Origin of the sequence: Enterobacter oligotrophicus (assembly GCF_009176645.1) — a bacterium.
GTDB classification, from domain to species: domain Bacteria; phylum Pseudomonadota; class Gammaproteobacteria; order Enterobacterales; family Enterobacteriaceae; genus Enterobacter; species Enterobacter oligotrophicus.
This window is the reverse complement of record NZ_AP019007.1, coordinates 2,819,452-2,838,636: the sequence shown is the minus strand read 5'-3', so window position 1 is coordinate 2,838,636 and position 19,185 is coordinate 2,819,452. Positions and strand designations below refer to the sequence as shown.

22 protein-coding genes are annotated in these 19,185 nt (G+C 52.6%); 7 read left to right on the top strand and 15 right to left on the bottom strand.

Going from position 1 to position 19,185, the window contains the following annotated elements; translation table 11 throughout:
• The first annotated feature begins 491 nt into the window (after nt 1-491).
• The gene (locus EoCCA6_RS13595; RefSeq protein ID WP_152084452.1) at nt 492-1,427 is read left to right on the top strand and encodes a winged helix-turn-helix domain-containing protein; all 936 of its coding nucleotides are present in this window, start codon (nt 492-494) and stop codon (nt 1,425-1,427) included.
• A gap of 13 nt (nt 1,428-1,440) precedes the next feature.
• A complete protein-coding gene (locus tag EoCCA6_RS13590; RefSeq protein ID WP_232623256.1) occupies nt 1,441-1,869 on the top strand; it encodes a hypothetical protein in 429 nt (142 codons plus the stop codon).
• Nucleotides 1,870-1,899: 30 nt separating this feature from the next.
• On the opposite strand, the gene EoCCA6_RS13585 is transcribed toward EoCCA6_RS13590, so the two are convergent.
• Genes EoCCA6_RS13585 through flgB form a run of 12 tightly spaced genes read right to left on the bottom strand, consistent with a single transcriptional unit; the run spans nt 1,900 to nt 11,646 of the window.
• Entirely contained in the window at nt 1,900-2,904 is a 1,005-nt protein-coding gene (locus tag EoCCA6_RS13585) for a hypothetical protein (RefSeq protein ID WP_167515544.1), read from the bottom strand.
• A gap of 5 nt (nt 2,905-2,909) precedes the next feature.
• Nucleotides 2,910-3,830 carry a flagellar hook-associated protein FlgL gene (gene flgL / locus EoCCA6_RS13580; RefSeq protein ID WP_152083089.1) on the bottom strand — a complete coding sequence of 307 codons (921 nt, stop codon included), beginning with the start codon at nt 3,828-3,830 and terminating at the stop codon, nt 2,910-2,912.
• Nucleotides 3,831-3,851: 21 nt separating this feature from the next.
• A complete protein-coding gene (flgK, locus tag EoCCA6_RS13575; protein ID WP_152083088.1) occupies nt 3,852-5,222 on the bottom strand; it encodes a flagellar hook-associated protein FlgK in 1,371 nt (456 codons plus the stop codon).
• Nucleotides 5,223-5,225: 3 nt separating this feature from the next.
• Nucleotides 5,226-5,618 carry a rod-binding protein gene (locus EoCCA6_RS13570; protein ID WP_152083087.1) on the bottom strand — a complete coding sequence of 131 codons (393 nt, stop codon included), beginning with the start codon at nt 5,616-5,618 and terminating at the stop codon, nt 5,226-5,228.
• A gap of 9 nt (nt 5,619-5,627) precedes the next feature.
• Nucleotides 5,628-6,719 (bottom strand): flagellar basal body P-ring protein FlgI, encoded by a 1,092-nt coding sequence (locus tag EoCCA6_RS13565; protein WP_167515543.1) that lies wholly within the window; start codon nt 6,717-6,719, stop codon nt 5,628-5,630.
• Between the two features lie 11 nt (nt 6,720-6,730).
• Nucleotides 6,731-7,396 (bottom strand): flagellar basal body L-ring protein FlgH, encoded by a 666-nt coding sequence (flgH, locus tag EoCCA6_RS13560; RefSeq protein ID WP_152083085.1) that lies wholly within the window; start codon nt 7,394-7,396, stop codon nt 6,731-6,733.
• 24 nt (nt 7,397-7,420) lie between these two features.
• Nucleotides 7,421-8,206: a flagellar basal-body rod protein FlgG gene (gene flgG, locus EoCCA6_RS13555; protein WP_152083084.1), complete on the bottom strand. Its 786-nt coding sequence runs from the start codon at nt 8,204-8,206 to the stop codon at nt 7,421-7,423.
• Between the two features lie 17 nt (nt 8,207-8,223).
• Nucleotides 8,224-8,955 carry a flagellar basal body rod protein FlgF gene (locus EoCCA6_RS13550; protein WP_152083083.1) on the bottom strand — a complete coding sequence of 244 codons (732 nt, stop codon included), beginning with the start codon at nt 8,953-8,955 and terminating at the stop codon, nt 8,224-8,226.
• Nucleotides 8,955-10,142 carry a flagellar hook protein FlgE gene (gene flgE / locus EoCCA6_RS13545; protein ID WP_152083082.1) on the bottom strand — a complete coding sequence of 396 codons (1,188 nt, stop codon included), beginning with the start codon at nt 10,140-10,142 and terminating at the stop codon, nt 8,955-8,957. Before flgE ends, EoCCA6_RS13550 begins: the two co-directional genes overlap by 1 nt.
• Before the next feature lie 12 nt (nt 10,143-10,154).
• On the bottom strand, nt 10,155-10,847 hold the full coding sequence (gene flgD, locus EoCCA6_RS13540; RefSeq protein WP_152083081.1) for a flagellar hook assembly protein FlgD: 693 nt from the start codon (nt 10,845-10,847) through the stop codon (nt 10,155-10,157).
• A gap of 3 nt (nt 10,848-10,850) precedes the next feature.
• Nucleotides 10,851-11,276, bottom strand: a complete 426-nt coding sequence (gene flgC, locus EoCCA6_RS13535; RefSeq protein ID WP_152083080.1) for a flagellar basal body rod protein FlgC — start codon at nt 11,274-11,276, stop codon at nt 10,851-10,853.
• 19 nt (nt 11,277-11,295) lie between these two features.
• Nucleotides 11,296-11,646: a hypothetical protein gene (gene flgB / locus EoCCA6_RS13530; protein WP_006177433.1), complete on the bottom strand. Its 351-nt coding sequence runs from the start codon at nt 11,644-11,646 to the stop codon at nt 11,296-11,298.
• Between the two features lie 87 nt (nt 11,647-11,733).
• On the opposite strand from flgB, the gene flgA reads away from it, so the two are divergent.
• From flgA to EoCCA6_RS13505, 5 genes are all read left to right on the top strand, one after another.
• A complete protein-coding gene (gene flgA / locus EoCCA6_RS13525) occupies nt 11,734-12,519 on the top strand; it encodes a flagellar basal body P-ring formation chaperone FlgA (RefSeq protein ID WP_152083079.1) in 786 nt (261 codons plus the stop codon).
• Nucleotides 12,520-12,649: 130 nt separating this feature from the next.
• Nucleotides 12,650-12,922: a flagellar biosynthesis anti-sigma factor FlgM gene (gene flgM / locus EoCCA6_RS13520; RefSeq protein WP_152083078.1), complete on the top strand. Its 273-nt coding sequence runs from the start codon at nt 12,650-12,652 to the stop codon at nt 12,920-12,922.
• Between the two features lie 2 nt (nt 12,923-12,924).
• Complete coding sequence (locus tag EoCCA6_RS13515; protein ID WP_152083077.1) at nt 12,925-13,362, top strand: flagellar protein FlgN; 438 nt, start codon at nt 12,925-12,927, stop codon at nt 13,360-13,362.
• Between the two features lie 18 nt (nt 13,363-13,380).
• Nucleotides 13,381-14,043: a class I SAM-dependent methyltransferase gene (locus EoCCA6_RS13510; protein WP_152083076.1), complete on the top strand. Its 663-nt coding sequence runs from the start codon at nt 13,381-13,383 to the stop codon at nt 14,041-14,043.
• On the top strand, nt 14,040-16,328 hold the full coding sequence (locus EoCCA6_RS13505; protein WP_152083075.1) for a glycosyltransferase: 2,289 nt from the start codon (nt 14,040-14,042) through the stop codon (nt 16,326-16,328). Before EoCCA6_RS13510 ends, EoCCA6_RS13505 begins: the two co-directional genes overlap by 4 nt.
• A 59-nt stretch (nt 16,329-16,387) precedes the next feature.
• Here the strand turns inward: EoCCA6_RS13505 and EoCCA6_RS13500 are convergent, their stop codons facing one another.
• The 3 genes from EoCCA6_RS13500 to fliJ are packed head-to-tail and all read right to left on the bottom strand — an operon-like array spanning nt 16,388 to nt 19,183.
• Nucleotides 16,388-17,326, bottom strand: a complete 939-nt coding sequence (locus tag EoCCA6_RS13500; protein WP_179952444.1) for a hypothetical protein — start codon at nt 17,324-17,326, stop codon at nt 16,388-16,390.
• 35 nt (nt 17,327-17,361) lie between these two features.
• On the bottom strand, nt 17,362-18,738 hold the full coding sequence (locus EoCCA6_RS13495; RefSeq protein WP_152083073.1) for a glycosyltransferase family 2 protein: 1,377 nt from the start codon (nt 18,736-18,738) through the stop codon (nt 17,362-17,364).
• Nucleotide 18,739: 1 nt separating this feature from the next.
• Nucleotides 18,740-19,183 carry a flagellar export protein FliJ gene (fliJ, locus tag EoCCA6_RS13490; protein ID WP_152083072.1) on the bottom strand — a complete coding sequence of 148 codons (444 nt, stop codon included), beginning with the start codon at nt 19,181-19,183 and terminating at the stop codon, nt 18,740-18,742.
• Nucleotides 19,184-19,185 lie beyond the last annotated feature (2 nt).

Sequence of the window (19,185 nt, the reverse complement as noted above, 5' to 3'; positions counted from 1 at the left end):
AATACCCACACAACTTAAGCGTACATAACATTTTCTTACGCTTTTTTTTGTTGACCTGAAAAGAATCGCATTCTCAAAATCATCAAAAAACAAATCCTTTACAAGGACAAACAAATAATTAATAAAAAGATCAACAACCCACTATAGTTAACTTTTAACCATATCCATTAATACGCCTCTGGTTTATTTGCTTAATAATTTGTTGCACATCACACTTTTATAGCGTAAAAATGTGCCACGGAAGAGAAACTTCCTAAACACGCCTAAGAAAAGGCTTATACTGCCAGGCGAAAAACCCTAAAATCATAAGGGAATTTTCGTTTTTGACTTCAGCGCAGCGCCTTTTTTGCACATTTCCCGCAGGCAAGCGGCAATTCTCTGTGAATTTTAAACGGAATTAATGATTAATTTACATTAAGCATTTCGCTTAACTTTTAAGCGATGCCTGACGAATGACATTCTTCTGGAGTGGGCACCGACCATCACTTGCCATGAATAAAACATATTATGCGGTAAACAACTGGTTAGTCGATTTACCCTCTGGCTCGATCATTAACCTTGTTTCTGGCGAAAGAAAACGCCTGGGCGAGTATCAATTAAAACTTTTAGATGTCCTGGTCTCAAACGCGGGGAAAATACTGACTCGCGAGGAATTGACGACGCTGGTCTGGGAACGACGGGTTATTGGGAATAATAGCCTTCCGAATGCGATTCATGCATTGCGAGCCGCGCTGGAAGATGATGGAAAAGCACAGAAAATTATCAAGACCATCCCCAAAAAGGGTTATTTACTCGAACAGGCCTGGTGCCGCTCCGTAGAACGGGAAAGCGAGGATATTGAGCAGACGGAAAATCTGCCCGCCCCGTACACTGATGATGCTGTTATCGAGGAAGGCGACTATTGTCCGGTGCCTGCAGAAATGCTTGTTCCGCCAGAACCGGAGGGGAGCGAGCCACTTCCGGCTCCTGAGGAAGTAACCCGCACGCGCACCTCTCACCCATTCATTGCCCTGGCGATCCTGGTTTTGGTCGTGATTTGCAGTGCTATAGCGGGTTGGGAATATGCCAACTCGCACGGCTCCAGGCTGGTTGCCACCGAGCAAGAGTCCGGGGTTTACAGCAATATCCGCATCTATGAAATTTCGGAGTCGAACCGGCTGGACATGAATAAAGAGGATTTTTACAGCAAGATCAAAGATCCCTTGTACGCCATTAATCAGCAGATCAAATCGCAATCGATCAGCATGACGGTCTATTACCAGAGCATTAACCAGACGCTCAATTATACCTTTGCCTTAAACAGCCGCTGTGACAGCAAACAGCTGGTGATGGCGATTTACCACTGGCGTATCGACCCGGTACAACTGAACAATCTGATATTGCGCGAGACGAGGAGGAAAATCAGTGAGATGGAAACCTGCGCTTAACTGGAAATGGTTGATGTCATACCTTCTGATTGCCGCCGCCGTGTTTACCGGCGTCCATACTCTACGCACGCCGGTCACCCCGCAGGCAAACGTGGAAGGCTTTCTGCAACTGGGCTTTTACGACCTCCTGTCGCGGCGTAAAGAGATCTACGATTCGCATATGCAGACGGTTAATCATGCCATTCTGACAACCATCACTAACCCTAACGATAACCGTTTTGTGCTGAAAGGTAAGTTTGCAGAAATCGACGAGCAAGACGGCAAGCGTTTCTTTTCTTACACGCCAATTTATTACAGTACGGTACAGAAAGGGCTGATGATTGATGGCCTGGTGGATATGCTGATGCATATCGATTTCTGGATGCAGCCGGTCTATATCGGTGATATGCCGTTGGTCGTTGGGCAGAGTGGCGCGATTTTTCTCTATCCCCTGCACAACTAAGACAGGCGGTGTCGTCACCGCCCCTCTGAGTTAACCCAACAGATTTTTCACAGTCGACAGCGACACGTTCCCCTGCGCGGACAGGGCTTGCGACAGCAGGCTATACTGCGTTCCGCTTTTTGCCAGAGCACTGCCGAGCGCACGCGCGGTGTCCAGCGCTTCGCGAGGCGTATAGGCCGTTGCCATGTCCTGAATACGCGCTGACACCCGCTCCTGATGCTGATGCAATTTGCTGCGTTCACGGGTGATTTGCTCCAGCGTCTGCTGCAATTTTCCGCCAGCACCGCGCTCCCACTGCTGGCTAATCTGGCCGATTTCATCCTCGCGGCTGATCTCGGCGCGCGGAGCCAGGAGCGTAAAGGCATCCGCCGGAAACTGCTTCCCTTCCCCACGCACGCTTAAATGCTGGCTGACGCGCCCCCAGCGGGATTCATCAACCTGGAACATCGCTTTACCTTCACGGCTCAACGTCGCGTGGATACCCAGGCGGCCCAGCCCCACATTCAGGTGGACCAGCGCCTGACGCGGAGTCGCCTGTGCCGGTATCGCAATAGCAGTCAGCTCACGCTTGCTGCCGCCAAGCGCAAATACCAGCGTCTCGCCTGATGTCTGCTCCAGTACGTTTTCCATGCCCGGCAGCGTAAAGCTGACCTTACTGCTTTGCTGCAACGTCACATTGAAATTACGATCGACCGTTCCGCCAGATATCTCACTGCGCTGCTGCAATAACGACGTTACCGACGCGGCGTGCTCGCTCTCGTTCCCCCGCATCGCCTGATGACGCAGCATGAGCAGTTGCGTTTCCGTTTCCGAAAGATAGCTCTCCGCCTTTTGTACTGCAGTCAGTTGCTGATTCAACTGAACGTTGTAGCGTAAAGGACGGCGTGAAAGCAGGGCAGACTCCGGAAATGGCGGCGTTCCTCCAGAGGAAAGAGGCCGTTGCTCCGTGCGTGAGATCGCCGACGCCGCCCCTGGCGTGGTTCTGACGGGAGCGGGCGTCGTGGATAACGAGTTTGTTTTTAAACCGACTTGCATACGTATTACAACATGCTGAAGAGCGAAAGCTGGCTGATCATGCTGTACGCTTTGTTGGTTATCTGTACAGAGTTGGTGTAGAGCTGAAGATTAATATTGGTTGTCGCCCAGTCGGTATCTGACAGATCGCGAACGACCTGATCGTTCGCCATGCTGACGTCCGTATGCGCATCGTCCAGCATGGTCAGTCGATTCTGACGTCCACCCAGGTCGGTAAATAATGCCGCAACTTTATCGCGTGACTGACCAGACATCGTCAGCATCTCGTCGATATCCTTCTGGTAATCGTTCACCGACAGCGACGGGTCCTGCATTTTGTCGCTGAGGGCTTTGAGCTTGTTTAGCATCTCCAGATCGTCACCGCTGCCGGAAAATGCGCCCACAACGTGGGTATTTTCCGTCACGTTAACACCGTTCGCTACCGTGGTTTCACGCGTGCCGTTGTTGCCCTGGTAAACATATTTCCCCTGCGCCTCATCCCAGACCACCGGTTTGGTGTCCGTTTTCGTACCGGAGAAGAGATAGCCACCGCTTTCGTTCTGCGCGTTTATAGAGGCCACCAGCGAGTCCAGCATGGAGGAGAGTTCGGCACCATAACCCGACATATCTTCCCCGCTGTGCACGCCGCCGTTTGCGGCAGAAAGCAGTTTATCGTTCAGCGCTAACAGCTGATTGCTCATGGCCGTAATGTGCGCTTCCTGGCTGGAGAGCGCCCCGCTCAGCCCGGTAATGTTATTCTGATACTGCTTAATGGCCGATTGCTCGCGGTTAAGCTGCACCAGACGCGTTGCGGCAACCGGATCGTCAGACGGAACGTTGATCCGCTTCTGCGTGGCCATCTGTTCCATCAGTTTGCTGATGCGCGTACCGTTAACGCCAAGCTGCGCCATCATGGCATCGGAATTATAAAGACTACTGATTCGCATAAATTCGTTCCTTACTCCCCGTTAAAACAGGCCTAACAGGTCATTGAAAATCTGGTTACCGGTGGCAATCACCTTGACGTTGGACTGGTACGCCTGCATATACACCTGCAGGTTAATCGCCTCTTCATCCTGGTTGACCGCGCTGAGGTTGTTGCGCTGGAGCTGGGCCTGGTCGAGAACCCCTTTCGCCGCATCCAGTTCGCTCTGGGATTTTTTGCTGGCGATGCCCACGTTCGAGATGATCGCCGCAGCCCCTTCATTCAGGCTCATATTGCCCATTCCGCCGATATCAACCTTTTTATTTTTCAGATCAATCAGCGCCTGAAGGTTGTCGCCGTTACCCTGCTCATCGGGAGAGCCAGACAGAGCCAGTTCGTCAGGCTTAAGGTCGTTCACCTGTAAAATTCCGGCTGGGTTAGTCAGATCGAAGGTAAACAGCGGCTTACCGGGATTGCCATTCTTATCAAAACCTTGCGCGAGCTGATCGTTGAACATGGTGGCAACCGCTTCCGCCATCCCCTGCACGGAAGCCTGCATCTGTGCCAGATCGCCGGTTTCATAGTCGTACAGCGCACCGAGCTGGCCGCCCGTTGAAGGGTTGAGTGAAAAGGTGGTGTTCGAAAAGCTCAGGCTCAATACAGGATTACCGCTACCATCCAGGCTACAGCTCAACTCCCCGGCCACTTTCCCGCTCACCAGCGGCTGACCGTTTTTCATTGACACGGAATAGCTGCCGGTACTGTCTTCCGTCACTTTAACGTCAGCGTAGGTGCTGAGCTGTTTTACCAGCTCGTCACGCTGATCGCGCAGTACGTTACTGTTGCCCCCGGTTGATTCCATCTCCATGATTTTTTTATTGTAATCAGCGATACCGTCCGTCAGGCTGTTGATCTGCCCGACCATAGTGTCACGCTGGTTGGAGACCGACGTTTTCTGGCTGTTGATAAAGTCGTTCATGCTGTTGAAGCGCGTCGCCAGAGAGCCCGCCTGGTTCAACAATTGCTGGCGGTTCGCCTCACTTTCTGGCTCTTTTGTCAGCGCGCTCAGCGCAGCGAAAAAATCATCCAGACCGGTTCCCAGGCTGGTGGAATCGGTGCCGATCACTTTTTCCAGCGAGCTGAGGTACTGGTTGTTGATGGTATAATATTTCTCTTTGCTGTTGCTCTGCCACACCTGGGTGGTCAGATACTGATCCGAAACACGGCGGATACTGTCTACCTGCACACCGGCTCCGGCGGACATTCCACCCTGGCCCATCGTCACCACGGAGCTTTGAATAATGCCCTGGCGGCTGTAGCCTGGCGTCAGAACGTTGGAGATGTTCATGGAGGTCACGCTCATCCCAAACTGCGCCGCCTGCAAGCCACTCCAGGCAATGTTGATCATGTTCATTGATTACTCCTGCCCACGACGCATAACGGGTATGACCGGGGGGGTTAATTGCTGAGGATGCTCTTGTAAAGCGGCCATACTCTGCGAATTCTTAAGCGGTGCCTGCGCCTGCGGCCCCAGTTGCGCAATGATCATCTGCGCAATACCGGTGCTGCGTTGCGATGCCAGCTGAGAAGTCAGCTTGTCGTCGTAAAACTCCTGCATCATGCGCTGCTGCTTACTGTCGAACGGGTTGTCGTCCACCAGTGCCTGCGACGCTTTACGCATCTCTTTCATCATGGAGCGCAGGAACATGGCTTCAAACTGTTCAGCCGCCTGCTCAAGGTTTTGTGGTTTGACCTGCCCGGTCATGTCGCCGGGCAGCAGGGGGGAACGAGGGGCGATCGCATTTAACATAACCACTCCTTAAATCACCACCAGCTCGGCATCCAGCGCACCGGCTTCATGCAGAGCCTGCAGGATTGCCATGGTGTCATCCGGCGATGCGCCGAGGCTATTCAGCGTGTTCACAATACTGCGCAGGCTGGTTCCGGCAGCAAGGGTGACCATTTGCCCACGACCGCGATCGACATTCACGTCACTCTCCGGCGTGACAACCGTCTGCCCCTGGCTAAATGCCCCCGGCTGGCTGACGCTGGAAGATTCACGAATGGTGACCGTCAGGTTCCCGTGCGAGACGGCCGCGGCGCGAACAACCACGCCATCGCCAATCACCACCGTACCGGTACGGGCATTGAACACAACGCGCGGCGGCTGTTTACCGGCATTGATCTGCACATCTTCCAGCATCGACATAAACGCCACGCGTTCGCCCGCAGAAAGCGGAGCATTAACCACCACGTTGGTCGCACTTTGTGCCGTAGCCGTGCCCGAACCAAACGCAGTGTTGAGCGCAACCGCGACGCTGTTAGCGGTTTTAAAGCTCGGACGTTTCAGGTTCAAAATCACCTGGTTGTTTTGCTGAAAATCAGACGGAATTTCACGTTCCACCGATCCCCCGTTTGGCACGCGCCCTACGGTTGGGGTGTTGATCGTCACGCTGGAGCCGCTGTTACCTTCCGCTTTCACGCCGCCGACCACCACGTTTCCCTGTGCCAGGGCGTAGACTTCACCGTCTGCGCCGCGCAACTGCGTCAGCAGCAGTGTCCCGCCACGCAAACTTTTCGCGTCACCGATAGACGAAACCGTCACGTCAATGGCCTGACCACGGGCGTAACCCGGCGGCAGCGTGGCGCTGATCGCCACGGCGGCCACGTTTTTCACTTTGGGATCGATTTTCGTCGGCAACTGCACACCAAACTGGCGCAGCATATTGGTCACCGACTGGCTGGTGAATTTCACCTGGTTTTTATCACCGGTGCCGTCCAGCCCCACAACGAGGCTGTAACCTACCAGCTGGTTACCACGCACGCCCTGGATGTCCACAACGTTACCCAGACGTTCCGCCAGCGCGCCTGTCGTCCACAACAGCATCAGAAATAGCATTGCCTTACGCATGGCAGACTCCATTAAATAGGGAACAGTGGATGGTTAAAGAAGCGGGTTAACCAGCCTGCGGAATTGGCATCGCTCAGCGCGCCGCGTCCCGCATAGGAGATACGTGCGTTAGCAATACGCTGCGATGAAACCGAGTTGTCACGCTCAATGTCCTCGGCACGCACCAGCCCCGTCACGCGCATATATTCATCGCCCTGATTAAGGGTGAGCCATTTCTCGCCACGCACCGCCAGCACGCCGTTAGGCAACACCTTATAGACCGCAACGGTGATGGCACCGCGCAGGCTATTTTGCTGCTGTGAGGTGGCATTACCGTTAAAGTTACGGTTGCCGTCGATCGAGCCTGAGAGCTTGTCAACAGAATGGCCAAAGGCCTCCGGCACGCCGATGGACACATCGTTTTTCTTACCGAAATTGGTCCGCGCCTGTTTGCTTGCCTGGGTTGACTCATCGAGCTTCACGGTCAGGATGTCGCCCACACGATAGGCACGGCGATCCTGCGTTAAAGACCAGTTGTAGTTGGCGTTATACAGACCACCGCCCTGCACCTGGGCAGACGGCATGGAAAAATCTTCCGGCGGCGCATAGGCCGCGTCGTCTTTATGTACCAGCAGCGCCGGGCTTTCACACCCGGCCAGCAGAAGTACAAAAAAGCCGAGAACACACTGCTTTTTCATTTTTCGTTCACTTCACTTCACGCATTACATCGACTGCGTGACAAACTTCATCATGTCGTCCGCGGCAGAGACCATTTTGGCGTTCATCTCGTAGGCACGCTGGACGGTAATCATATCGACCATCTCTTCCACCACCTGAACGTTGGAGCCTTCAAGCGACCCCTGCTCAAGCTGACCGAAAGCCTCTTCCCCCGCGACACCCTCAACCGCTTCACCGCTTGCGGCCGTTTCGCGATACAGGTTGCCGCCGATGGCTTCAAGCCCGGCCGGATTCACAAAGTTCACCAGGGTGATCTGCCCCAGCTCAACCGGTTCCGTTTCGCCCGCAACCGTCGCCGTGACGGTGCCGTCTTTGCCAATCTGGATATCTTTCACGTTATCCGGCAGCTCAATTTGCGGCACCAGTGGCAGCCCCTGGGCGTTGGTCAGCAGGCCATCCGGGTTCTTCTGGAAATTACCCGCGCGGGTATAGGCAATATCGCCATCGCTGGTTTCTACCTGGAAAAAGCCCTGGCCGGTGATCGCCACATCCAGCTTCTGCCCGGTGTTCTGAATATTGCCGGTCGAGAACTCTTTCTGGGTGCCGACAATTTTTACGCCAGTACCAAACTGGATGCCGGTTGGCGAGGTGTTGTTCTGATCAAGCTGACCGCCCGGCGTGCGCTGATTCTGATAAAACAGATCGGCAAACATCACGCGATCGCGCTTGAAACCGGTGGTGTTGACGTTCGCCAGGTTGTTAGAGATGGCGCTCATCTTCGCGTCTTGCGCGGCAAGTCCGGTTTTACTGATCCATAAAGCGGGATTCATCGTTATTCCTTACTCAATCAGGTATTACGCAACAGACGGTTGCCTGCCGTGGCCAGGTCTTCCGCGGCCTTCATCATTTTGATCTGCGCTTCAAACTGGCGGTTAAGCGCGATGCTCGACACCATTTCGTTGATGGCCGAGACGTTGGAGCTTTCAAGATGGCCGGAAACCAGCTCGACCTTTTCCGTTCGTGGGTTGACGTCAGCACGGGTGACCATAAATCCGGCGGCGTTTTTGCTCAGCTGGGAGGCGGGAATATCCACCAGCTTGATACGGTCAACGTCCATCTGCGTCGCGACATTGCCATCATCCGGCACGATAGAGATCACACCGTCGTCCGCAATGCTGATGGCGGAAAACGGCGGCAGTACAATCGGGCCGTTATCGCCGGAGACAGGCAAGCCATCGATGGTGAGATCGCCTTCCGGCCCCACTTCAATTTGGCCGTTGCGGGTATAAACCTCCCGGTTACCGCTCACCAGCGCGATCAGTCCGCTGCCTTTGATAGCGACATCCAGATTGCGCCCGGTATCACGCGTTGCGCCTGGCGTCAGGTCGACGCCGCCCTGCTGCTGCTGCACCAGGTAACGGGAGGCGTAACCCTCCCCCTGGATTTGCTGCGACATGGCACTGTCGAGATCGTGACGGAACCCTTGCGTGTTCACGTTCGCCAGGTTGTTGGCGTGGATCTGCTGTTGCGACAGGCTCCGGGACGCGCCGCTCACGGCGGTATAAATTAAATGGTCCATTACACCGCCTGGAACAGCGCCGTCATCATGCTGTCGTTGGTGCTGATCACTTTGGTGTTCGCCTGGTAGTTACGCTGCGCGGTCATGAGCCCGACCAGTTCCGCCGTCAGGTCAACGTTAGAGCCTTCCAGCGTGTTGGAAGTCAGCGCACCCAGCAGGCCGGTGCCCGGTGTACCGGTCAATGGCGCGCCTGAGCTGGCGGTTTGTGTCCAGGTGGTGCCGTTTTGTGACGACAGGCCGTTCGGGTTGGCAAAGGTCGCCAGGAGCACCTGCCCCTGCAGCAGACGCTCACCGTTAGAGAAGGTGGCATAGACGCTGCCGTCTTTATCGATCATCTGCCCGGTGCGCTCGCCGGACGCGTAGCCGTTGCCGTTGTTTTTACTGACGGAGAAGTCAGAACCGAACTGCGTGGTGCCGTTGTAGCTCAGCGCCAGTTCGATACTTTCTGCACCCGGAATATCGGCCTGAATATTGACCGTGCCGTTTGGGGTCTCCAGCACGCCCTGCTCGGTAAAGGTCATTTTCTGCGTGGTGCCCATATCCTGGTCATCCATGTAGTAATGCACTTCCCATTCGTTATCGCTGGTTTTAACGAAATATTGCTTCAGGGTATGTTCACGCCCCAGAGAGTCATATACCTGCGTGGCATACGTGTGGTTATAGGACGTTTCGTCGGTCGGGTCGAACGTGGTGGTGGTTGGCAGCTTTTCGTTGGCATTGAGGTTGGCCGTGAAATCGAGCGTGCTGGTGGCCTTCGCTGGCAGCGAGCCGCTGCTGATGGTCAGGTTACCGACAGTACCGGTCTGGATCACGCCATTGGCATCGACCGGATAACCCTGAAGATACATGCCCTGGTTGTTGATCAGGTTGCCGAGGCTGTCCGTCTGCATGTAACCGGCACGGGTATAAGCGGTGGTGCCCGAGCTGTCGCGCATCACGAAAAAGCCATCGCCGTTGATCGCCAGGTCAAGGCTACTGGCAGAGGAAAAAATGCTTCCGTTTTTAGAGATACTCTGCGCGATATTGGTCACGCCCACACCCAACGGCTGGCCTTCGGCATACAGGGACGCAAACTCCGCACGACCCGATTTAAAGCCGACAGTACCGGAGTTCGCAATGTTGTTGGAAATCGCACCCAGCTGTTGGTTAATGGCATTTAAGCCAGAAATAGCAATATCAAAGCTCATAATTGTTCCTGATTAACTCATTAATCCCTTTGGGTTTTTGTCTTGCGACTGCCCAAACTGTGTGATGTTGTTGTAAGCCACCTCACCAACGCCGGTGATGTTCAGCACGGTTGGGCTACCATCAAGCGGAATACGCACGTTGTTCACCACGCCGCCCACTTCAACCGGTACTTTGGTTTCCTCTGTATCGGTTACCACGGAAAGGGTGTATTTCCCCTCTTTCAGGCCCAGCTCTTCAGGATCAATGTTGAAATTCACCACGCCCTTTTCCTGCTTGCCCAGCTCGATTTTGGTCTCGTTGCCACTTTCATCTTTTACGATGACGGTAACGGTATTGGCGGCATGACCCAGCGTCAGGCGACCATCAATATTGGTGCTGCCATCGGTCTCGACGGTGTCGGTCTGGACCATCACTTTCTGACCCACCAGGTTGCCCGTGGAGAGTGTCTGGAGGTTGTCCATCAGTACCGCGTTGTTCGCCATTAACTGGGACATCGTTTCCATGGACTGCACCTGCGTCAGCTGCGCAAGCTGGCTGACATACTCTGTACCGTCTGTCGGATTCAGCGGGTCCTGGTTCTGGATCTGCGCCACCAGCAGCTGCATAAACAGGTTATTCATGCCTGCTGCGGTGTTGTCATTCGCCGTCACGCCGCTGTCGTAAGGGGTCGTGCCGGATTGAGTGGATACTCCATTCACGCTCATGAATTACGCCTCTCCAAGACGCAGCAGGCTTTGCTGCATGCTTTTTACATTGTTAAGAACATCGACGTTGGTTTCGAAGTTACGGGACGCGGACATCATGTCGGCCATCTCTTCCACCACGTTGACATCCGGATACCAGACGTAACCGTCTGCATTCGCCATCGGGTGATGCGGCTCATAGCGCTGCACCGCATTACCCGAAGAGACAACATCCAGCACCTGTACGCGCGCGCCGGTCAGCGCGTTGTCGCTCATGAGCTGGTCGTTTTGGTAAACCGCAGCAAAGACCGGGCGGCGCGCTTTATAGACATTGCCCTCATCCATCGCCGGGGTTTCGGCGTTGGCGAGGTTACTGGCGATGGTATTCAGGCGGACGGTTTGCGCCGTCATCGCCGAACCCGAAACTCGGTAAATATCGCTAAAAGCCATTTTTAGTTACCTGATTCAATCACTTACCTTCAATTGCCTTCTTCAGGCCGGTGAATTTCATATTCAAAAACGCCAGGCTCATCTGATAGTCCTGCACATTTTTTGAAAACTCCGCCTGCTCCACATCCAGCGCGACGGTATTGCCGTCCGAGGAGGGTTGGTAAGGCACGCGATACATCTCCTGCGGCGCTGAGCCGGGAAAGAAATCCCGCTGTGAACGTTGCATCTCCGCGGCAAAATCAATATCTTTAGCCTGGAAATTGGGTGTATCGACGTTAGCCAGATTTGCTGAAAGCAGTTCCGCCCTGGAAAGTCGAAGTGCTACAGCCTGCGGATGAACGCCCAATGCCTTATCAAAAGTAATACTCACAACTCACTCCTTTCTGATGATGGACACCTGCGATAGTCCGTGTTGCTTCAGCCTTTAAAGCAACTATCGTGCCAGGTTTTTAACATCATGAATTCAATAAGTTTTTCACTATCACCCTCTGTAAAAGGGAAGGTCTTTTTCCGCAACGCTGTATCGGTAGCGCTACTGTGCCTTTTTGCACTGCCTGCCAGCGCACAGCCGCAGAATTCCACCGCCCGTAAGCAGGTCTATGCTCGCGTACAACAGCAGGCCGCAGAGACCATTCGCCAGGAAGCACTGCGTAACGGCTGGGAGGATTACCAGGCAAAGCTGAATCTGTTTATTCCCTCTGAAATTGCGCAATACGCCCCCTGCCCTGCACCGCTGAGCGTGAGCATGCCCGGAGGAGAGCACCTTGATTTGCGTCGCCTGCGGTTCGACGTGCGCTGCGACGCAGGCAATGGCTGGGATGTCGCGGTCACGGTAAAACCTGACATTTACCTGCAGGTGCTGATGACGAAAGAGACCCTGGAACGCGGCCACGTGATTGCCGCCTCCGACCTCACGCGGCGGAAATTTAATATCAGTAACTTGCGCAGCGGCTATCTCACTCGCCCGGATGACGTGATCGGCTTAACCCTGAAGCGCCGTACCCGCGAACTTCAGCCACTGAGCATGAGCCAGCTGGATTCACCGGTGATGGTGGAACGGGGACAGCGCGTACTGATGGTGGCCAATCAGGATGGCGTCGAAGCTCGCACCATGGGCATTGCCAGTAAAAAAGGACGCAAAGGGGAGATGATCAAAGTCAAAAACGAAAGCAGCGAGCGTGAAGTCACTGCGATGGTGGTTGATATGGGCGTGGTCAGAACCGGCTACACCGCCCCCCGGTAAAAATATTTCACCCGGTTTAAGTTTGCCCTGTGATGCGCCGCTTTACGGGTATAAGGCACCGGGAAAGGCCGTTTCCGCGATGAGGCCTGACGAAAACGATCAATAAAAAATCCGAAGATGGAGTAATGCGATGAAAGTGACATCAACCCAGTACGCAATGACCAGCGCAGTCAATCAGGCCAGTTCCACGGCCCCGACTCGCACGACGAGCGCTGATGAGATGAAAACGTCACGAGCCGCTGCCATCGATCCTGTACTTGGCGATGCGCAAAGCCAGCTGGCCGCTCTGCCGGAAGTTGATATGGCGCGCGTTGCGAGCATGAAAGACGCGATTGCGAACGGGAAAATTAGCGTGGATATCGACTCGCTGACCAGCGCAATCGAGAAATATTATCAGAGGTAACAATGAGTAACGCCGCACAGTGCGTAAAAATGCTGGTCCAGGGCATGGTTGAAGATCGTGAAACATACAGCCAGCTGAAAACCCTGCTTGCCGATCAGCGCCAGTGGCTTATCGCACGCGATGCAGCAAAACTGGATCAGTTGAATCCGCAGTTGATCTCCCTGTATGAGCAACTGTCGCATAACAGTAAACAGCGCTACCAGTTACTCACCCAACTGGGTATTCCTGTCGGCACACCCGGCCTGCGCACGCTTTTCTCCCGCCTTCCTGCTCAGCATCAAAGCCAGTTCAATACGCTCTGGAATTCACTTGAACAGATTGCCGCTGAGTGTAAATCGCTCAATGACAATAATATTACGGTGCTGTCGATGCAGCAGGAGATCCTGCAAAATCTGTTAAATATTAGTGAGCCGGAAAACTGGCTTTATGAGCAGCTTTAACTTTCATAGAAATAAACAATGTCATCCGAAAACGAAAATATCATCAACACTATCATTTCCCAGTATATGGCAAACGCGCATAAACAAAAGGCGCACTATGAAGATATGCTGCCTAAAGTTAAGCTGAAACGGCATAACATGGAACATTGCCAGCTATTATTAGACAGAGACGAGTTATTATCATTACTGCCTAAAAACGGCGTTGTTGCGGAAATTGGCGTTGATAAAGGCGACTTTAGTGAAAAGATCCTCAATATCTGCTCCCCGGAAAAACTTTTCCTGGTAGATGCCTGGCACACAGAACGCTACCACGACGGGCTTTTCGAAAGCGTAACGGCTCGCTTCTCGAAAGAGTTAGAAGAAAACGTTATAGAAATCAAACGTGGGCTCTCCGTCGAAACAGCCAGCCAGTTCGCCGATCGCTCACTTGACTGGGTATATATTGATACCGACCACTCATATGAGACCACAATCCGTGAATTGTGTGCATACGCCGAAAAAGTAAAACCTGGCGGCATCATCTCCGGCCATGATTACACTATGGGTAATTTTGTTAAATGGTATCGTTATGGTGTTATTGAAGCGGTCCATCAATTCTGCGTTGCCTTTGACTGGGAGCTTATTTTTATCACTGCTGATGTGACAGAAAACCAAAGTTTTGCGATCAGGAAAATCCAGTGAACGAAAAAAACCGCCTTCATCAAACGAGTATACCCGCCGATTTACCACTCGAACAATTAATGGTTTTATTTAAGGGTGCCACAGAAAATGGGTCATCGGTCATGCTTAAAGGGGCGGACCCGGACAGATTCCATGAACTGGCGTTGTACTTCAGCCATGAAAATTATTTTTGCACCGGGCAGCCGGAGCAGGATCACTATCATTTCTCACCGCTTTTAAAAAATAAACAGAGAATTCTTGTTACCGCGACACAGGATAACTTCCATTTTGTGCAGCCTGTGATGCGTCTTATGCGTGAACAAGGCCATTACGTGACAACGCTCAGCAGTGAAGGACTGAACCAGCAGACACTGCTAAATGCGCTTCGCCATTGCGATGTCGCGTGGTTTGAATGGGGAGATGGTGCAATTATTCCGGCCAGTAAATTGCCGAAATATTGCAAAATAGTCTGCCGGATGCATCGTTATGAATTGTACAATCAGTCATATATGCAGGCGGACTGGCAAAAAGTCGATGAGGTTATTTTCGTCAGTGAGGCGATGAAAAACCGTTTCGTAACATCAATGGGTGATAAACTTCCGTCTGAACTTAAAATTTCCGTAATCGCCAATCTCACGGAACATCAACCCGTTATAACCTCCACTTCTCATCGACATCCTTACCATATCGCCTGCGTTGCACGATTTGCCCCTCAGAAAAACCTCATAATGCTTCTTCCGGTATTACAAATGCTGGTTAAACATGAACCCCGATTTAAATTATTTATTGCCGGACGCATTGAAGACACATGCCTTTATGACTCGTTTAAAGAACTGGTTTCACTCTATGGTTTAAATGATAATGTCATGATCTGTGGCACAATCGCTTCATCTGAGATGGCGAAATGGTATTCAGATAAATCATTTTTACTGTCAGTGAGTTACAACGAAGCCCATCCGATGGGGATCTTCGAAGGCATGCTGGCAGGTTTGAAACCCGTTGTTTTCCACGCGCCGGGGGGTGTTAGTGAATACTTGCCAGCAGAATATCTTTTTATTAACCCTGACGATGCGGTAAAAAAAATCATAGCCGGCAATCCAGATCCGACTCTTTATGCGATTGAAGCATCAGAACTTTTACAAAAACGTGCAGAACCAGAACGGTATCAGCAGATATGGGAAACGAATACACAGGCATCATTTCTCTTTTCTGTCATCATTACTTGCTACAACCGGGAAAAATACCTTCTCCCGGCCGTTGCATCAGCACTGAACCAACGGGATCATCATTTTGAAGTTATCGTCGTTGATGACGGTTCAACTGACCGGAGTTTGCAAACCATTGCGCATATTGACGATCCCCGTTTAAAAATTATTCGCAAGCAGCACACCAACGCACCAGACACCCGTAACTACGGCATAGAGCACGCTCGTGGTGAATATATTGTTTGGTTAGACAGTGACGATCTGTTGCACAGCAATGCGCTGAGCCATTATCGAACGCTTTTGCAACGCTGGCCTCAGGCGGATGTCTTATCGTGTGGAATGGAAATATTGGGAAAAAACAACCAGTATTTCTCGCTCTATAATCACCCACCCAAAAAATGGTTAAACTATCTACCGCAAGGGAATTTTATTTCTAATCCGGGCTGTTGTGTACGCCGCACCCTCTATAAAGCAGTCGGGAATTACAATACGACGTTTTTACGCGCACATGATTATGAATTCTGGTCGAGAGCGGCAGGTGTGGCAAAGATTGCGTTTACGGAACGATGCAATATTGCTTATCGCCTCCATGAAAATAATCTGACAGGATTAGGTAAGCCTGTAGATACGCTTTATGAATACTTAATTTTTAACGCAATTATTCAGCGTTACAGAAAAGAAGAACTGTTCCCTGGCAAAACCCGTCAGGAAATTGATGAATTCATTACTCATCGCAAGTCCATGCTGCTGGAGGAGACAGGGCTTGATAATACCATTATCGTTCTGGATGCCATCTCGTTGCCTCTGGAGCAACTGCCCGTATTCCTGCAATTACTTGGAAGCCAGGATGACAGGAAATTCCATGTAGTTATTGTTTCTAATAAACCGTTACCGTTTTCCGGCCTGCCGGTGTTAATTTCCGGGACATTAGAAAACACTGTATTAAGGGAATATGCGTGCAATACGCACCCTGGCAAGCATTGCCGGTTCTTTTCACTCGACCAGGATGTTCAAAACACGCCTCATCTCATAAGCGATGTGAAGAATGCGCTGCTAAATAATACTGTGCTTCCTGCCGGAGTACAGCGGCTCTCTGTATAGCCTTTGTCATTGACGATAAGCTGCCGGCCCTGAACGGTGCTGGCAGCTTATCAATAAGATCAGATTATAGACAGCCCACATAGCAGCGTGTAATCCGCATGGTTGTTCCCGTCATCTTCCTGCGGCTGCTGTGTCTTCCAGTCGTACCACGCGCTAAACAGCGCAATAAAATCATCCACAGTTAGCGTTTCGTTATCTTCAAGCCACAGGCTGCACAGCATCTTCAGCTGGAAAAACTGACGTGTTAAAGACTTCAACGCCACACCATAGTTGCTGGCATTGCGGCATGGAAAATGCTCGCTGTACAACCGGTACAGCAGCACGTTACGCGCGATAAAGGGTTGCTCCGACAGCAATGGAATCACCTTCATCTCCAGCTCGCGCAAGCGGTCCTGTAAACGTGCAGGTTGCATCACGGCCAGCTCACTGAGCTTAAACATCAGCATCATCTTCTGCATACCGGAGACATTCACATTAAGACGCATCGCCCCCATCTCACCGAGCGCTTCAACACGATTGATCTCAATCGGCGGCAGCAGAGAAAGTTGCTCATTAAGAATGCCACTCTGCGCCAGCTGCGCGAGTTCATCACCCATTACCGCCAGACGCTGCGGATCACGCTGGTTCTCTTCCAGATAACGCTGCGCCTTGCTGAGCAACACGCCAATCGCATACAGGCTACTTTCCAGCGTCAACGCGGGATGAACGGCGATATTGATACATTGCTGGTTAAGTGTCTCATCCCAGGCATTATCGTCCCGAACGCCATCTGATTCGGCTTCATCGGTATGGAGCAGAAACGCCTCCGGATTGAGAAGAATTTCACGCGCCGCGCTTTCACAGGCCGCGTTAAGACTGTCACGCTGCTGGTTGCCAACGGTCAGGCGCGTTTTAGGCCAGTCGCCTGACGCCACCTGGCAGGTGGGGCAATCGCAGGACGCGTTACGCGCGTTAAACCGGATCACGTATTCAGGCTGGTAGTGTTCAATCAAGTCCATACATGCTGCTCCAGCCGCTGCAATGGCGGCGTTTGTCATTGAAAATTTTTACGGAAAAACCAGTGTGTGCAGTCGATAACCTCGCCGCTCATCGGGTCTTTACCTTCGGGTAAAAAAGCGAAGCTCGGCTGGAAGCCAAGCCAGCAGTGCGACTGCATCTGTTCTGGCCAGCAGTCATCAAGGCTTTGTGCCTGCCGGTAGTGCTCAAGCAGCGTCGGGATATACGCGCCATTCACGGCATAAGCGCAACCACAACCGCCGTCCAGCACGCGTGCCACGCCGGGAAGCGCCTTGAGGGGTGAAATACGGTTGTAGCGTGCGCCCAGCAACACGACCTGCCAGTCGATATGCGGCAACCGTGTCAGCAGCTGGTTGACGGTTTTCAGGGACATCTCCTTGCGCACAAACTTCACTGACGTATCAAGGAGAAGCACGCTGCCCCACTGTTCACGCTGCGCCTGTTCCAGCACCTGGCAGTGCCTTTCAAGCTCGTTGTGAAGCGGGTTGTTGGCAAACGGCACCAGTTGATCGCCCTTCAGCCCCAGCGCCACCAGCGCCTGCATCTGGCTTGCAAGCACATCGGAATGCTGCGGATCGTAAAGCACCGCCACCTTGTCAAACGCCTGCCACTCAACAGAGGCACTTAGCGGAGCCTGGCTTAAGCGCCGGTAGTGGCTCAGCAAGTTCCGGTCAGTAACGAAATCTTCCAGCGTTAAGTCCACGGGCGTTGAGGTGCCGAGGACGAAATCTTTATCGTATGTGTTAGCGCTGTGGGAGATGCAGAGGATCGCCTGACGCGGATCGATCTGCTGGACTGGCGTAGTGTAGTTGTTCAGAAACGCCTGCTCTTCCGCCAGCCTCGCGGTATCTTCATAGCGATGATTTTTCAGGAGATTGCGGTGATAGCCAAAGGTGCCGTTAAGCGCATGGCGCTCACCAAATGCATGCGTGCGGTAAATTTTATCGAGGTGGCTATACCAGATATAAATGGTATCGCTGCCGGAAAACAAGGCGTTGTTATCCTGCATGGCCGCCACCTGCATGCTGATTTTATTCGGCGGATAGTAGTCATCATCATCGAAACAGATGATGTATTCGCCTTTCGCCATCTCATTGAGCAGATTGCGCTTTTTGCCCAAATCAAGCCGCTCCGGGCTGTGAACATAGCGCACCGTACACGCCGCCGGATCAACCATCATGTTAATCAGGTCTTCATTGCTGTGCTCAGAGTCATCCAGAATGATGAGCTCGCGCTTTTCTGCAGGGTAATCCTGGTACTGGAAGATATAGAGCAGGTAGGGCAAAAAAGCGCGGCGGTTCCAGGTCGGACAGACCACGCTGACAAAAGGTGTATCGCGTTTTATTTTTTGCTGCTGGCGTTTCAGCAGGGCCTGCATCAGGTTTTTGGTCATCTTATCGCTGCCGTTGTGCCTGTTGTTGTCGTAACCAACACTGTGCCGACATGGCATCCGTGATTTTCTGATCGCGGCGCTCCTGCGCCAGGCGGAGCGCATCACGTCGGGATGCCAGCACCTGCTCCAGACTTTTTTCTTTGCGCGATTCCGCCAGCAGATTTCCCTGCAGCTTTTGCGCCTCCACGCTTGCCAGCGCCTGCTCCTGCTTTTGCCAGTCAATGACGCGTTGAATATGGCGCTTATAGACCGACTGATTGCTGAGCATTACCGCACTCCCCTGTATCTCCTGAACGGTGCTGGTGACCAGGTTCGACAGCGCGTGTATGTTCTTTTCCAGCCGCTGGCACAGCTGCTGCTGGGAGGCCAGTTTAACGCTGAGATCCTGCACCGCGCGGTTACGCATCTGGTGGAGTTGCTCAAGGGTATGAATGATCTTCTTCATCG

What these genes read in the sequence shown, in the direction of transcription:
- EoCCA6_RS13570 (WP_152083087.1), bottom strand. Translation starts at nt 5,618, where the DNA reads ATGTTAAATGCGATCGCCCCTCGTTCCCCCCTGCTGCCCGGCGACATG.
- flgC (WP_152083080.1), bottom strand. Translation starts at nt 11,276, where the DNA reads ATGGCTTTTAGCGATATTTACCGAGTTTCGGGTTCGGCGATGACGGCG.
- EoCCA6_RS13550 (WP_152083083.1), bottom strand. Translation starts at nt 8,955, where the DNA reads ATGGACCATTTAATTTATACCGCCGTGAGCGGCGCGTCCCGGAGCCTG.
- EoCCA6_RS13585 (WP_167515544.1), bottom strand. Translation starts at nt 2,904, where the DNA reads ATGCAAGTCGGTTTAAAAACAAACTCGTTATCCACGACGCCCGCTCCC.
- EoCCA6_RS13510 (WP_152083076.1), top strand. Translation starts at nt 13,381, where the DNA reads ATGTCATCCGAAAACGAAAATATCATCAACACTATCATTTCCCAGTAT.
- EoCCA6_RS13495 (WP_152083073.1), bottom strand. Translation starts at nt 18,738, where the DNA reads ATGACCAAAAACCTGATGCAGGCCCTGCTGAAACGCCAGCAGCAAAAA.
- EoCCA6_RS13500 (WP_179952444.1), bottom strand. Translation starts at nt 17,326, where the DNA reads ATGGACTTGATTGAACACTACCAGCCTGAATACGTGATCCGGTTTAAC.
- flgE (WP_152083082.1), bottom strand. Translation starts at nt 10,142, where the DNA reads ATGAGCTTTGATATTGCTATTTCTGGCTTAAATGCCATTAACCAACAG.
- flgA (WP_152083079.1), top strand. Translation starts at nt 11,734, where the DNA reads ATGAATTCAATAAGTTTTTCACTATCACCCTCTGTAAAAGGGAAGGTC.
- EoCCA6_RS13590 (WP_232623256.1), top strand. Translation starts at nt 1,441, where the DNA reads ATGTCATACCTTCTGATTGCCGCCGCCGTGTTTACCGGCGTCCATACT.
- EoCCA6_RS13565 (WP_167515543.1), bottom strand. Translation starts at nt 6,719, where the DNA reads ATGCGTAAGGCAATGCTATTTCTGATGCTGTTGTGGACGACAGGCGCG.
- flgD (WP_152083081.1), bottom strand. Translation starts at nt 10,847, where the DNA reads ATGAGCGTGAATGGAGTATCCACTCAATCCGGCACGACCCCTTACGAC.
- EoCCA6_RS13515 (WP_152083077.1), top strand. Translation starts at nt 12,925, where the DNA reads ATGAGTAACGCCGCACAGTGCGTAAAAATGCTGGTCCAGGGCATGGTT.
- flgG (WP_152083084.1), bottom strand. Translation starts at nt 8,206, where the DNA reads ATGAATCCCGCTTTATGGATCAGTAAAACCGGACTTGCCGCGCAAGAC.
- flgL (WP_152083089.1), bottom strand. Translation starts at nt 3,830, where the DNA reads ATGCGAATCAGTAGTCTTTATAATTCCGATGCCATGATGGCGCAGCTT.
- EoCCA6_RS13595 (WP_152084452.1), top strand. Translation starts at nt 492, where the DNA reads ATGAATAAAACATATTATGCGGTAAACAACTGGTTAGTCGATTTACCC.
- fliJ (WP_152083072.1), bottom strand. Translation starts at nt 19,183, where the DNA reads ATGAAGAAGATCATTCATACCCTTGAGCAACTCCACCAGATGCGTAAC.
- flgK (WP_152083088.1), bottom strand. Translation starts at nt 5,222, where the DNA reads ATGAACATGATCAACATTGCCTGGAGTGGCTTGCAGGCGGCGCAGTTT.
- flgM (WP_152083078.1), top strand. Translation starts at nt 12,650, where the DNA reads ATGAAAGTGACATCAACCCAGTACGCAATGACCAGCGCAGTCAATCAG.
- flgH (WP_152083085.1), bottom strand. Translation starts at nt 7,396, where the DNA reads ATGAAAAAGCAGTGTGTTCTCGGCTTTTTTGTACTTCTGCTGGCCGGG.